Source organism: Streptomyces sp. NPDC029138 (assembly GCF_055564375.1).
In genome coordinates, this window is sequence record NZ_JBVHWM010000053.1 from 39,985 (window position 1) to 53,795 (window position 13,811).

Below are 13,811 nucleotides of genomic sequence, written 5' to 3' on the forward strand. Positions count from 1 at the left end.
CCGCTGGAGACGCCCGGTGAGTTCCCCAGATCCGCAGGTTCGCGCAGCGCGAAACCTCTCAACCTCTCCCGCCGTGCGCGGGCCCGTCGTCGCGGTGACCGGCGCCGCCACCGGGGTCGGCGCCCTGCTCACCGAGCGACTCGCCGCGTCGCAGGAGATCAAACAGGTCCTCGCCATCGACGAGCGGCGCGGCGAGTGCGCCGGCGCGCAGTGGCACATCCTCGACGTCCGCGACCCCGCCATCGCGGACAAGCTGCGGGGCGCCGACGTCGTCGTCCACCTCGCGCTCGACCTCGACCTGGAGACCGATCCGGCGGCGCGCACCGCTTACAACGTCCGGGGGACCCAGACCGTGCTGACCGCCGCCGCGGCGGCCGGCGTGCACCGGGTGGTGCTCTGCACCTCGGCGATGGTCTACGGCGCGCTGCCCGACAACGAGCTGCCGCTGTCGGAGGACGCCGAGCTGCGCGCCACCGCCGAGGCGACCGGTGTCGGGGACCTGCTGGAGATCGAACGCCTGGCGCGGCGGGCTCCGCGCGCGCATCCGGGCCTGAACGTCACCGTGGTGCGGCCGGCCGTCCTGGTCGGCGGCACGGACACCGCGCTGACCAGGTACTTCGAGTCGCCGCGGCTGCTGGTCGTGGCCGGGTCGCGGCCCGCGTGGCAGTTCTGCCATGTCGAGGATCTGTGCAGCGCCCTGGAGTACGCCGTGCTGGAGAAGGTCGACGGGGAGCTGGCCGTCGGCTGCGACGGGTGGCTGGAGCAGGAGGAGGTCGAGGAGCTGAGCGGCATCCGGCGGATGGAGCTGCCCTCGACGGTCGCGCTCGGCGCGGCGGCCCGGCTGCACCGGATCGGGCTCACCCCGTCCCCGGCGGGGGACCTCGCGTACACGATGTACCCCTGGGTGGTCAGCGGGAGCCGGCTGCACGACGCCGGGTGGCGGCCGCAGTGGACCAACGAGGAGGTGCTCGCCGAGTTGCTGGAGGAGGTCTCCGGGCGGCACACGGTGGCCGGGCGGCGGCTGGGGCGCAAGGACGCGACGGCCGCCGGTGCGGCGGGCGCGACGGTCGCTCTGCTCGGCGCGGCGGCTGTCGTACGGCGGGCCCGGAAGGCTCGGCGGCGGGTCTGAGGTGCGCCGAGCGGCCGAAGTGGAAGCTCCGCTGTAGGAGCCTCCAAAGCGTCCCGCGCGCGTGCCTGCTGAAACTCGTATTCCGCGTTGTCACACCCGTGGGGCACGATGGGGGGCATGGCGCATACGAACGATCACCCCGGTGAGCAGGCGGCTCAGGACCCCATCAAGCTGATCGGCATCCGGGAGACCCCGCTCTCCGTGGACGAGGTGTTCCAGGCCGTCGGGGACGACGCGGCCGGGGGTGTCGCACTGTTCGTGGGGACCGTGCGGAACCACGACGGGGGCGCCGACGTGGACGCGCTCGGGTACTCCTGCCATCCCAGTGCCGAGGCGGAGATGCGGCGGATCGCCGAGAAGGTCGTCGCGGACCACCCCGTGCGGGCGCTGGCCGCCGTCCACCGGGTGGGGGATCTCCGGGTCGGGGACCTCGCCGTCGTCGTCGCCGTGGCCTGCCCGCACCGCGCGGAGGCCTTCGACGCCTGCCGCAAGCTGATCGACGACCTCAAGCACGAGGTGCCCATCTGGAAGCACCAGAAGTTCTCGGACGGCACAGAGGAGTGGGTCGGCGCCTGCTGATCCCGCCCGGCCCGCCTGCTGGCCCTCGTCGGCCCGCCTGCTGACCTCGGCCGGCGCCTGCTGACCCCGCCCGGCGCCCGCCGACCCCCGCCGCGCCCGCTGATCCGTCTGGTCTTCGGTGGTCCCCCGAAGGCGTCACAAGGGGCACACGCTTCCTCCGGTTGCGTAACCGGCACCCTAGCGTGAGCGTTGTCCGTGCAGAACGTTAATCTGCTGATCAGTCATTTGCGGACGCTCATGGCGTATGGGAGGTCGGCATGGGGGTGCTTGTCTGGCTGCTGATTCCGCTTGTGGCTGCGATCGGCGGTGGACTGTGGGGAACGTGGGCCAATCGGACCCGCAAGGCGCGGAGCGACGGCCCTGAGCTGGACGGATACGCCCGGTTCCGCGAGGCCATGGAGAAGTCCCACTCGGGTGCGCGCGGCGCCTGACGGGGGTGCCCTGACAGTGCGCTGACAGAGGCGTCCCGTACTGTCGTGACATGCCACGCCGCACCGCGACGATGCTCGCCTCGACCCTGATGCTGATCGCGCTCCTGTGCGCGGGAGTCCTCATCCCCGTGCCGTACGCGGAGATGTCTCCCGGCCCGACCGTGAACACGCTCGGGGAACACGACGGCGAGCCGGTGCTTCAGGTCTCGGGGCACAAGACCTATCCGACGGACGGCCATCTGAACATGACCACCGTCCGGGTCACCAGCGCGGACTACCGGATGAACCTGGTCGAGGCCGTCTACGGCTGGCTCGCGCACGACAGCAAGATCGTCCCGCACGACACGCTGTACCCGGACGGCAAGACGGAGGAGCAGTCCAGCCAGGAGAACGCCGAGGAGTTCAGCCAGTCCCAGGAGAGCGCCAAGGTCGCCGCCCTGAAGGAACTGGGCGTCCCGGTGAAGTCCTGGGTGATCGTCTCCACGGTCGTCAAGGGCTCCCCGGCCGAGGGCAGGCTGCACGCCGGTGACGTGATCAAGGCCGTCGACGGTACGGCGATCAAGCAGCCGTCCGACGTCGCCAAGCTGGTCACCCGGCACAAGCCGGGGCAGAAGGTCGTCTTCACCGTCGTGCCCGCCAAGGAGCAGGCCGCCGCCGAGAAGGCCAACAGGACGGCGACCAGGACGCGGGACGTCACCATCACGACGACGACCTCCCACGACACCGGGGCCAAGCGGGCCATCGTCGGCATCTCCGCCGGGACCGACCACACCTTCCCGTTCACCGTCGACATCAAGCTGGCCGACGTCGGCGGGCCCAGCGCCGGTCTGATGTTCGCCCTCGGCATCTACGACAAGCTCACCCCGGGCAGCCTCACCGGCGGCAAGTTCGTCGCCGGCACCGGCACCATCGACGACAACGGCACGGTCGGCCCGATCGGCGGCGTCGAGATGAAGACCGTCGGCGCGCGCGACCGGGGCGCCCGGTACTTCCTGACCCCCGCCGACAACTGTGCGGCGGCCGCCAAGGACACCCCGGGCGGGCTCACCCTGGTCAAGGTCAAGACCATCGGCGACGCGCTGGACGCGCTGAAGGACATCCGCGGCGGGGACACCGCCGCCCTGCCGAAGTGCACCACGAAGGGCTGAGCGGGCCGTGACACGGCTGGGGGCGCCCCTGACCACCAGGGGCGCCCCCAGCGCCGTACCCCGGGCGGGACGGGGTCCGTCCGCGAACGGGATCAGTCGGCGAACGTCGCCGCCAGGGCGTCCGCCAGGCCCGGTACCAGGTCGGGGCCGGTCAGGACCTCCGTCGGGGAGTCCTTCTCCCGCAGCCGCAGCGCCGACTCGCGGCTGCCGTCGCGCAGCACGGCCACCGTCATCCGGACCTCCTGCCGCTCGGGGTGCTCGGCCACCCACCTGGCCAGCCCGGCCTCGTCCAGACCGGAGGGCACCTGGGCCTCGGCGGACGGCGGCAGCATCAGGCGCTCCACCGTGAGCGCGCAGCCGGTCACCGCGTCGGGCCAGGCGATGGTGGCGAGGAACTCGTCGAGAGGCTTGCCGGACGGGATCTCGTCCTGCTCGATCGGGGTGAGACCGACGGTCTCGGACTCGTCCTCCAGGCCCAGCTGGGCCGCGAGCGAAGGTTCCTGAGCCCGCAGCCGTGCGGTGTCTACGAGGGCGAAGAGGCGAGCGGGCTGGTCCCAGCCGAGGCCGGAGACGTACTCGTCGATCTCGAGTACGGCCCGGGTGAGCGGGCTCGCTGCCATGGGAGTGTTGGACATGGTCACAATCCTGCCTCGTTCCCGGCCTGAATCGGGAACCGAGTAAACCGTGAGTAAGTTGCATAGGTGTGGGCCCGCGATCACGGGGGGCCACGGCGGGCCCGCGAACCCGAGGGTCTGACGGATCGACAGCGAACTTCGAGGTGCGCACCTTGGCTTTCCAGATGCCGGACCGCGGCGGAGGCCCGACGGGGCCACGGATCAGAGCGGGCCGCCCGTCCCGGAGGGTGAGGACCCTGCTCGTGACACTGGGCGTCCTTGCCGTGCTCGGCATGGTGTTCACCATGTTCGCGGGCTTCTGGACGGACTGGCTGTGGTACCGGTCGGTGCACTACTCGTCCGTGTTCACCACCACCCTGTCGACCAAGATCGGGCTGTTCTTCGTCTTCGGCCTGCTGATGGCGGCCGCGGTCGGCCTCAACATCTGGCTCGCGCACCGGCTGCGGCCCCCGCTCAGCGCCATGTCCATGGAGCAGCAGAGCCTCGACCGCTACCGTATGGCCGTCGCGCCGTACAAGAAGTGGCTGCTGCTCGCCGTCACCGCCCTGGTCGGGCTGATCGCGGGCGCCTCGGCGGCCGGCCAGTGGCGGACCTGGCTGATGTGGGTGAACGGCGTGCCGTTCCACCAGAAGGACCCGCAGTTCCACCTCGACGTCTCCTTCTACGCCTTCGACCTGCCCTGGTACCGCTTCCTGCTGGGCTTCGGCTTCGCCGCCGCCATCCTGTGCCTGATCGCCGCCGCGCTCACGCACTACCTGTACGGCGGGCTGCGCGTCACCAGCCCGGGCGCGCGCGCCACCGCCGCCGCGACCGGACACCTGTCGGTGCTGCTCGGCATCTTCGTCGCCCTCAAGGCGGTCGCCTACTGGCTCGACCGGTACGGCCTCGCCGTCAAGTCCAGCGACTTCAAGGCGACCGACAACTGGACCGGGCTGCGCTACGTCGACGCCAACGCCTATCTGCCGGCCAAGACGATCCTGTTCTGCATCGCCGTCATCTGCGCGCTGCTGTTCTTCGCCACCCTGTGGCGGCGTACCTGGCAGCTGCCGGTCATCGGCTTCGGCCTGATGGTCCTGTCGGCGATCCTGATCGGCGGCCTGTACCCGGCCATCGTGCAGAAGTTCCAGGTCCAGCCGAACGAGCAGGCCAAGGAGGCGCCGTACGTCCAGAAGAACCTGAAGGCGACCCGGGATGCGTACGGCATCGACGACGCCAAGGTCACCGAGTACGCGGGCAAGTCCACGACCTCGGACAAGACCAGGCTGCGCGACCAGGTCGACGCCACGGCCAGCATCCGCATCATGGACCCGAACGTCGTCTCGCCGACGTTCCAGCAGCTCCAGCAGATCAAGGCCTACTACGGGTTCCCGACCAACCTCGACGTCGACCGGTACGCCAAGGACGGCAAGGAGCAGGACACCGTCATCGGTCTGCGCGAACTGAACCTGGACGGCATCCCGAAGAACAACTGGATCAACGACCACTTCCGCTACACGCACGGCTTCGGCGTGGTGGCCGCCAAGGGAACCGAGGCCGACTCCGAGGGCCGGCCGGTGTTCACCGAGAAGAACCTGCCGTCGCAGGGCGACCTCGGGACGTACGAGCAGCGGATCTACTACGGCGAGAAGACCACCACGTACTCGATCGTCGGAGGCCCCCAGAAGGAGGTCGACTACTCCGACAACGAGCGTGAGATGACCACCAGCTACCAGGGCGAGAGCGGGGTCAACCTCGACAACCCGGTCAACCGGGCCGCGTACGCGGCGGCGTTCAACGAGCCGCAGATCCTCTACTCGGGCGCGATCGGCAAGGGCTCGCGGATCCTGTACAACCGCACGCCCAAGGAGCGCGTGGAGGCGGTCGCCCCCTGGCTGACCATCGACGGCGACGCGTACCCGGCGGTCGTGAACGGCCGCATCCAGTGGATCGTCGACGCGTACACGACGTCGAACGGCTACCCGTACTCCTCCCGTACGACCCTCGGCGACACGACGGCCGACTCGCTGACCGCGACGAACAACTCCCGCGCGGTGGTGGCCCAGCAGAACCAGGTCAACTACATCCGCAACTCGGTGAAGGCGACCGTCGACGCGTACACCGGCGAGGTCAAGCTGTACCAGTGGGACACCCAGGACCCGGTGCTGAAGACCTGGATGAAGGCCTTCCCCGACACGGTGGAGCCGCGCAGCGCGATCTCCGCCGACCTGATGGACCATCTGCGCTATCCGCAGGACCTGTTCAAGGTGCAGCGCGAGCTGCTCACCCGCTACCACGTGACGGACGCGCAGACCTTCCTCACCGGCAGCGAGGTGTGGGAGGTCCCGGACGACCCGACCAACAACTCCGGCAGCGCGGTGCCGCCGTACTACCTGAGCATGAAGATGCCGGGCCAGAGCGCCCAGGCGTTCTCGCTGACGACGACGTTCACGCCCAACGGGCGGGACAACCTCAGCGCTTTCATGGCCGTCGACTCCGACCCGCGCACCAGCGACTACGGCAGGATCAGAGTCCTGAAGCTGCCGACGAACACGACCGTCGACGGCCCCAAACAGGTCCAGAGCCAGTTCAACTCCGAATCGGCCATCGCCGAGACCATCAGCCTTCTCAGCCGCGGGCATTCGAAGGTCGAGTACGGCAATCTGCTGACCGTGCCACTGGACGGGGGCCTGCTGTACGCGGAGCCGGTCTACGTCCGCGGTGGCTCGCTCAAGTACCCGTTGCTGAGGAAGGTTCTGGTCACCTACGAGGGCAAGACCGCCTTCAAGGACACCCTGGACGAGGCCCTCAACGAGGTGTTCGGGGTCAAGAGTTCGACCAGACCGCCGGAGACCGGCACCACGACCCCGCCCAACACCAGCAATCCGACGGTCAAGCAGGCGCTGGAAGACGCCCAGAAGGCGTTCGACGCCGGGCAGCAGGCGCTGAAGAACGGGCCGGACTGGGACGCGTACGCCAAGGCGCAGAAGGATCTTCAGAACGCGCTGAAGCGGGCCGAGGAGGCACAGTCCAAGGCCGGCGACACCAGCGGCAAGAACGGCGACAAGAGCAGCGACGAGAACGCCGACAAGAACGCTGACAAGAACAGCGACGAAAACAGGAGTTGATCAATACCCCTCCGCGCCGTGGTACGGTTGACACACAACGGCGCGGGGTGGAGCAGCTCGGTAGCTCGCTGGGCTCATAACCCAGAGGTCGCAGGTTCAAATCCTGTCCCCGCTACTGAAGTCGAAGGCCCGGATCCAACACGGATCCGGGCCTTCGTGGTGTGCGAACTCATGTACTGAGGGGAGGGACGGCCGCGCCGCCGTGGGGAGTTGGGTGGTCTGTGTTTGACTTGTCTCCCTGTGGGCATGTCGACAAAACGCTCAAGTGACCTCACGGGCTGCGGTATACCGGGTGTACCCAGGTTGCAGGTGGTGCGACGATGGACGTTATGGGGGACAAGGCAACTCTGTTCGAGTCAGGGCGATTTGTGCAGCCTTCCGCTACGGAGCCGGCCCGCGACGAGATGGTGGACATGGGGGAAGCCGCCGAGGAGACGCGCCTCGCGCTCGCCGCGCAGAGCGGTGACGCCGAGGCGGCCAGCGTCCTCGGAGCCATGCTGCTGCGCCGTGGCGACCTCGACGGAGCCGAACCCCACCTGCGCGCGGCCACCGCGGCCGGTGACCGGGCCGCCGCCAACAACCTGGGCGTCCTGCTGCACCAGCGCGGCTACCCCGAGGAGGCGGCCGGCTGGTGGCGGATCGCCGCCGTCGCCGGTTCCGCCGCCGCAGCGCACGCGCTCGGCCGCCACCACCGCGAGCGCGGGGACGAGCCCGCCGCCGAGTACTGGCTGCGCCAGTCCGCCGAGCAGGGTCATGTCCTCGGCGCCTACGCGCTCGCCGACCTGCTGGAGCACCGCGGGGACGTCGGCGCCGAGCACTGGATGCGCGCCGCCGCCGAGCGCGGGCACCGGGAGGCCGCCTACCGGCTGGCGCGCGCGCTCGACCGCGCGGCCGGACACGGGGAGGAGACCGGGGGTGACAACGCTGCCGCGGAGGCCGAGCAGTGGTACCGGCAGGCCGCCGCGCGCGGCCACCGGCGGGCCGCGCTGCAACTCGGGGCGATCCTGGAGAAGCGCGGCGAGCTGAAGGAGGCCGGCCGCTGGTACCTGACCTCCGCCAAGGACGGCGAGCCGCGGGCCGCCTGCGCGCTCGGCTTCCTGCTGCGCGACGCCGGGGACACCGAGAGCGCGGCCGTGTGGTGGCTGCGCGCCGCCCAGGACGGCGACGGCAACGCGGCCAACGCGCTGGGCGCGCTGCACGCCGAGCGCGGCGAGACCCAGACCGCCGAGCGCTGGTACCGGGCCGCGCTGGACGCCGGCGACGACAACGGCGCCTACAACCTCGGGCTGCTCTGCGCCGAGCAGGGGCGGACCGCGCAGGCCGAGCAGTGGTACCGGCGGGCCGCCTACGCCGGGCACCGGGAGGCCGCGAACGCGCTGGCCATCCTGCTGCTCCAGAACGGCGACACGACCGGCGCCGAGCCGTGGTTCTCCAAGGCCGCCGAGGCCGGAAGCGTGGACGCCGCGTTCAACCTCGGCATCCTCTACGCCGGGCGCGGCGAGGACGCGATGGCGCTGTGCTGGTACGAGCGCGCGGCGGCCGCCGGGCACGCCGAGGCCGCGCTCCAGGTCGGGATCGCCCGGCTGCGCGAGGGCGACGAGCAGGAGGCCGAGCGCCATCTGCGCTGTGCGGCGGGCGGCGGCAGCGCGGAGGGCGCATACCGGCTGGCCACCCTGCTCGACGCCCGCCGGCCACCGGAGCCCGCGCACGAGCTGGGGGAGACGGTGCAGGAGAAGACCGAGTGCGAGGAGTGGTACGAGCGTGCCGCCTCGCAGGGGCACCGGCGGGCGCAGGTGCGGGTCGGCATGCTCGCGGCGGCCCGGGGTGACGTGGTGGAGGCGGCGCGGTGGTACCGGGCGGCGGCCGAGGCCGGGTCGCGCAACGGCGCCTTCAACCTGGGGCTGCTGCTCGCCCGCGAGGGGAGCGAGCCGGAGGCGGCGGTGTGGTGGACCCGGGCGGCCGACGCCGGGCACGGGCGGGCGGCGCTGCGGCTGGCTCTGGTCTACGCGCGTCGGGGCGAGCTGGCGGAGGGGCAGCGGTGGGCCGACAGGGCGGTCGCGCTGGGGCCGGCGGAGGTGGCGGAGCGGGCGGGACGGCTGCGGGACGCGCTGCGTGAGGAGCTGTCGGCGTGACGCCGGACACCCCCGCCCCAACTGATTTGCTTCTCGATGCTTCCCTCCCGTAGTGTCGTGTTCATCGACGCGGGGTGGAGCAGCTCGGTAGCTCGCTGGGCTCATAACCCAGAGGTCGCAGGTTCAAATCCTGTCCCCGCTACTGAAGGCCGAGGGCCGGAATCCAGAGATGGGTTCCGGCCCTCGGTGTTTTCGTGCGCGTAATGCCCTACGTGCGCATACGCGAAGAGCCCCGGCGGATGCCGGGGCTCCGGGGAACGGGTGTGCTACGCGCCCGAACAGTTCGGGCACAGCCCCCGGTACGTCACCTCGACGTCCGACACCGTGAAGCCGAAGCGCTCGGTGTCGGGGAGGTCGGCGAGGGGGTTGCCGGTCGGGTGCACGTCGCGGATCGCGCCGCACCGGGCGCAGACCAGGTGATGGTGTGGCTGGTGGGCGTTCGGGTCGTACCGCTTGGCGCGCTTGTCCGTCGTGACTTCCAGCACCTCGCCGAGCGAGACCAGCTCGCCCAGCGTGTTGTAGACGGTCGCCCGGGAGATCTCGGGCAGCTTCGCGACAGCCCGTGCGTGGACCTCGTCGGCCGTCAGATGGACGTGCTCGCCGTTCAGGACCTCGGCCACCACGCGCCGCTGCGCGGTCATCCGCCATCCGCGTCCACGCAGCCGTTCCAGAAGGTCGCTCATGGCCACCAGCCTAACAGGAAGACACCCTAGGACGGAACAGGTGTGACTTTGGATCGCCGTTTGACTTAGACAATGTCCATTGTAGGATCGGGAACGGCTTTGGCCACAGGACAGGACTAGTCAGTGATGACGCAGGAGGCGCACGTGACGCAGGGACCGCTCACCACGGAGGCCGGTGCCCCGGTCGCCGACAACCAGAACAGCGAGACGGCGGGCGTCGGCGGGCCGGTCCTCGTCCAGGACCAGCTGCTGCTGGAGAAGCTGGCGCACTTCAACCGTGAGCGCATCCCGGAGCGCGTGGTGCACGCCCGTGGCGCCGGCGCGTACGGCACCTTCACCGTGACCGCCGATGTGACGCCGTACACGCGCGCCGCGTTCCTCTCCGAGGTCGGCAAGCAGACCGAGGTCTTCCTGCGCTTCTCGACCGTGGCCGGCAACCTCGGCGCGGCGGACGCCGTCCGTGACCCGCGCGGCTTCGCGCTGAAGTTCTACACCGAGGACGGCAACTACGACCTCGTCGGCAACAACACCCCGGTCTTCTTCATCCGGGACGCGATCAAGTTCCCGGACTTCATCCACACTCAGAAGCGCGACCCGTACACCGGCAGCACCGAGGCCGACAACGTGTGGGACTTCTGGTCGCTGTCGCCCGAGTCGACCCACCAGGTGACCTGGCTGTTCGGAGACCGTGGCATCCCGGCGTCGTACCGCCACATGGACGGCTTCGGCTCGCACACCTACCAGTGGAACAACGCGGCCGGCGAGGTCTTCTGGGTCAAGTACCACTTCAAGACCGACCAGGGGATCAAGAACCTCACCGCCGAGGAGGCGGAGGTCCTCGCGGGCAAGGACCCCGACTCGCACCAGCGCGACCTGCGCGAGGCGATCGAGCGCGGCGAGTTCCCGAGCTGGACCGTGGGCGTGCAGATCATGCCGGCGGCGGACGCGGCGACGTACCGCTTCAACCCGTTCGACCTGACCAAGGTGTGGCCGCACGCGGACTACCCGGTCATCGAGATCGGCAAGCTGGAGCTGAACCGCAACCCGCAGAACATCTTCGCCGAGGTCGAGCAGTCGATCTTCTCCCCGGCGCACTTCGTGCCCGGCATCGGCCCGTCGCCCGACAAGATGCTCCAGGGCCGGCTCTTCGCGTACGGCGACGCCCACCGCTACCGCGTCGGCATCAACGCCGACCACCTGCCGGTGAACCGTCCGCACGCCACCGAGGCGCGCACCAACTCCCGTGACGGCTACCTCTACGACGGGCGGCACGGCGGTGCCAAGAACTACGAGCCGAACAGCTTCGGCGGGCCGCAGCAGACCGGCCGCCCGCTCTGGCAGCCGTTCGACGGCTTCACGGGCGGCACCGGCAACCACCCGACGCCCGTGCACGCCGAGGACGACGACTTCGTGCAGGCGGGCAACCTCTACCGGCTGATGTCCGAGGCGGAGAAGGAGCGGCTGATCGCCAACCTGGCGGGCGCCATCTCCCAGGTCTCCCGCGAGGACATCGTCGAGCGCGCGATCGGCAACTTCGCGGGCGCCGACGCCGACTTGGGCAAGCGGCTGGAAGCGGCGGTGCGGGAGCTGCGCGGCTGAGCCGGCCGCCCTCGCGGCTGGGCGGGCCGGACCCCATGGTGCTCGGGGTCCGGCCCGCTTCGCATGTCACAGGGCGGGTGTGGGCTCGCGGGCCGGGAGCCAGCGGCGGACGATGTCGCGGACCGAGACGATCCCGGCCACGTCACCGCGGTCGAGGACCACGAGGTGCCGGAAGCCGCCGTGCGCCATGGCGCGGGCCGCCTCCTCCAGCGTCCAGGTGGGGGCGGCGAAGACGACGTCGGTGGTGGTGTGGGCGTGGGTGCGTTCCGCGTCCGGGTTCTGACCGAGGCCGACGGAGTTGAGGATGTCGCGTTCGGTGAGGATGCCGATGCCGCCGGCGTCCGGGTCGAGGACCACGGCGGCGCCGACGCGGCGTGCGGACATCAGGGCGGCTGCCTGGCGGAGGGTGTGGGCGGGGCCGAGGGTGAGTATCACCGTGCTCATGGCGTCACGGACGAGCATGGATGGGCCACCTCCTTGGGAATCCACGACTGGTTCATGGATTCACAAATTCACAAGTGGGGGTGGGCTCAGAGTGCCAGGTAAAGGGACGGTCAACAAGGGGGCGCGCGGCGCCAGTTGAGGGCGTGGCGGGAGTACGCCCGGTCCTCACCGGCGGGGGTTGAGATACCCCAGCAGCTCGTCGTGGAGAAGGCCGTTGGACGCCGCCGCGTTGCCGCTGTGCGGGCCCGGGCGGCCGTCGAGGCCGGTGAAGGTGCCGCCCGCCTCCGTCACGATGATCGCGTTGGCGGCCATGTCCCACAGGGACAGCTCCGGCTCGGCGCAGATGTCCACAGAGCCCTCGGCGACCATCATGTACGGCCAGAAGTCGCCGTACGCGCGCGTGCGCCACACCTGGCGGGAGAGGTCCAGGAAGCCGTCCAGGCGGTTCCGCTCCTCCCAGCCGGAGAGCGAGGAGTACGCGAAGGAGGCGTCCGCGAGCTTGCCGACGCGGGAGACGTGGATGCGGGTCGCGGAGGTGAGGTTGCGGCCGGTGAAGGCACCGTGGCCCTGCGCGGCCCACCAGCGGCGGCCGAGGGCGGGGGCGGAGACGAGACCGACGACGGGCTGATAGCCGGTTTCACCCGCCTCCATCAGGGAGATCAGGGTGGCCCAGACGGGGACGCCCCGGACGTAGTTCTTCGTGCCGTCGATCGGGTCGATCACCCAGCGGCGGGGGCCCGTGCCCTCGATGCCGTACTCCTCGCCGAGGACGGCGTCCCTCGGGCGGGCCCGCTGGAGCTGGCCGCGGATGAGTTCTTCGGCCGCCTTGTCCGCTTCGCTCACCGGCGTCATGTCCGGCTTCGTCTCCACCTTCAGGTCGAGAGCCTTGAAGCGGGCCGTGGTGGCGGCGTCGGCCGCGTCCGCGAGGACGTGGGCGAGGCGGAGGTCGTCGAGGTAGTCGGGCATGTGAGGAACGGTATCCGGCGGGGCCGGTACGGGGCCACAGGGGCCTGGCGAGTCCGCGGGGGAGTGCCCCGAAGGGGCGCGGGAACCGCGCGACCGGCCACGGCGGGCCCGCGGCGGAAGGACGGCCGAAGCACCCCCTGCCCCCTCGCAAACCCTTGACAGTGCATACAAGCGCGTCAAATCTGGGCGCAGAGTCGGTGTGGTCCAGGGAGGCGAGGATGCCTGCTGCCCGGGAATCGCTGTTGGACGCCGCGTACACGGCGCTCGCGCGCCGGCCGTGGTCCGCCGTGCGGATGGTCGACGTGGCGGCGTCGGCCGGGGTGTCCCGGCAGACCCTGTACAACGAGTTCGGCAGCAAGGACGGCCTGGCCCGGGCGCTGGTGCGGCGGGAGGCCGACGGATACCTCGCCGGCGTCGAGCGGGTCCTCGCCGGCTCCGCCGAGGCGCGGGACCGGCTCACCGCCACCGCCGAGTGGACGGCCACCGCCGCCCGGGACAACGCGCTGGTCCGGGCCATGCTCACCGGCTGCTGGACCGAGCGGCTGCCGAGCCCGCCGCTCACCGCCGTACCCTCCACCTCCGCCGTGCCGGCGCAGCGGCGGGCGGACGGGCCGCTGCCGGCGCCCCGCGACTTCGTGCGGATCGTCCGGGACCGCGCGGCGACCGCGCTGGCCGGTCCCGCCGCCGCCCCGGCCGACACCGCCGAACTGCTGCTCTCCTGCGAACTGGTCGTACGCCTCGCCCTGTCCTGCGTGGCGGCGCCGCCGGGGGAGGGCGGGATGGCGGAACTGGTGCGGGCGGTACTCCCACGACACCTGGTGTGAGGTGGCTGCCGCCCACTTCGGGCGCGGTTCTCGTACGGTGCGCCGCCCACTTCGGGCGCGGTTCTCGTACGGTGCGCCGCCCACTTCGGGCGCGGTTCTCGTACGGTGCGCCGCCCACTTCGGGCGCGGTTCTCGTA

Annotated in this window: 11 protein-coding genes and 2 tRNA genes; 9 read left to right on the plus strand and 4 right to left on the minus strand. The window is 70.9% G+C overall.

The window, feature by feature from the left end:
• The first annotated feature begins 16 nt into the window (after nucleotides 1-16).
• From ACZ4WH_RS31495 to ACZ4WH_RS31505, 3 genes are all read left to right on the plus strand, one after another.
• A complete protein-coding gene (locus tag ACZ4WH_RS31495) occupies nucleotides 17-1,129 on the plus strand; it encodes an SDR family oxidoreductase (RefSeq protein ID WP_468187244.1) in 1,113 nt (370 codons plus the stop codon).
• 117 nt (nucleotides 1,130-1,246) lie between these two features.
• Nucleotides 1,247-1,708, plus strand: coding sequence for a molybdenum cofactor biosynthesis protein MoaE (locus ACZ4WH_RS31500; protein ID WP_014674870.1), 462 nt, complete (start codon nucleotides 1,247-1,249; stop codon nucleotides 1,706-1,708).
• A 481-nt stretch (nucleotides 1,709-2,189) separates the two neighbouring features.
• Entirely contained in the window at nucleotides 2,190-3,287 is a 1,098-nt protein-coding gene (locus tag ACZ4WH_RS31505; RefSeq protein WP_468187246.1) for a YlbL family protein, read from the plus strand.
• A gap of 92 nt (nucleotides 3,288-3,379) precedes the next feature.
• On the opposite strand, the gene ACZ4WH_RS31510 is transcribed toward ACZ4WH_RS31505, so the two are convergent.
• The gene (locus tag ACZ4WH_RS31510) at nucleotides 3,380-3,922 is read right to left on the minus strand and encodes a PPA1309 family protein (RefSeq protein ID WP_468187248.1); all 543 of its coding nucleotides are present in this window, start codon (nucleotides 3,920-3,922) and stop codon (nucleotides 3,380-3,382) included.
• A gap of 164 nt (nucleotides 3,923-4,086) precedes the next feature.
• Here ACZ4WH_RS31510 and ACZ4WH_RS31515 point away from each other — a divergent pair, with 164 nt between their 5' ends.
• From ACZ4WH_RS31515 to ACZ4WH_RS31530, 4 genes are all read left to right on the plus strand, one after another.
• Complete coding sequence (locus ACZ4WH_RS31515) at nucleotides 4,087-7,026, plus strand: UPF0182 family membrane protein (protein WP_468187290.1); 2,940 nt, start codon at nucleotides 4,087-4,089, stop codon at nucleotides 7,024-7,026.
• A gap of 41 nt (nucleotides 7,027-7,067) precedes the next feature.
• Nucleotides 7,068-7,141, plus strand: a tRNA-Met gene (locus tag ACZ4WH_RS31520).
• A 205-nt stretch (nucleotides 7,142-7,346) separates the two neighbouring features.
• Nucleotides 7,347-9,158: a tetratricopeptide repeat protein gene (locus ACZ4WH_RS31525; RefSeq protein ID WP_468187249.1), complete on the plus strand. Its 1,812-nt coding sequence runs from the start codon at nucleotides 7,347-7,349 to the stop codon at nucleotides 9,156-9,158.
• Between the two features lie 68 nt (nucleotides 9,159-9,226).
• Nucleotides 9,227-9,300: transfer RNA gene (locus ACZ4WH_RS31530), tRNA-Met, on the plus strand.
• Between the two features lie 124 nt (nucleotides 9,301-9,424).
• Here the strand turns inward: ACZ4WH_RS31530 and ACZ4WH_RS31535 are convergent.
• Nucleotides 9,425-9,841 (minus strand): Fur family transcriptional regulator, encoded by a 417-nt coding sequence (locus ACZ4WH_RS31535; RefSeq protein ID WP_468187251.1) that lies wholly within the window; start codon nucleotides 9,839-9,841, stop codon nucleotides 9,425-9,427.
• 144 nt (nucleotides 9,842-9,985) lie between these two features.
• On the opposite strand from ACZ4WH_RS31535, the gene ACZ4WH_RS31540 reads away from it, so the two are divergent.
• Nucleotides 9,986-11,440 carry a catalase gene (locus ACZ4WH_RS31540; protein ID WP_468187253.1) on the plus strand — a complete coding sequence of 485 codons (1,455 nt, stop codon included), beginning with the start codon at nucleotides 9,986-9,988 and terminating at the stop codon, nucleotides 11,438-11,440.
• Between the two features lie 66 nt (nucleotides 11,441-11,506).
• On the opposite strand, the gene ACZ4WH_RS31545 is transcribed toward ACZ4WH_RS31540, so the two are convergent.
• Together ACZ4WH_RS31545 and hisN are read right to left on the minus strand one after the other, a co-directional pair.
• The gene (locus tag ACZ4WH_RS31545) at nucleotides 11,507-11,902 is read right to left on the minus strand and encodes a CBS domain-containing protein (protein WP_189890598.1); all 396 of its coding nucleotides are present in this window, start codon (nucleotides 11,900-11,902) and stop codon (nucleotides 11,507-11,509) included.
• A gap of 147 nt (nucleotides 11,903-12,049) precedes the next feature.
• On the minus strand, nucleotides 12,050-12,850 hold the full coding sequence (gene hisN / locus ACZ4WH_RS31550; protein ID WP_468187256.1) for a histidinol-phosphatase: 801 nt from the start codon (nucleotides 12,848-12,850) through the stop codon (nucleotides 12,050-12,052).
• A gap of 218 nt (nucleotides 12,851-13,068) precedes the next feature.
• Between hisN and ACZ4WH_RS31555 the strand changes: the two genes are divergently transcribed.
• Entirely contained in the window at nucleotides 13,069-13,674 is a 606-nt protein-coding gene (locus ACZ4WH_RS31555; protein WP_468187258.1) for a TetR/AcrR family transcriptional regulator, read from the plus strand.
• Nucleotides 13,675-13,811: the final 137 nt, after the last annotated feature.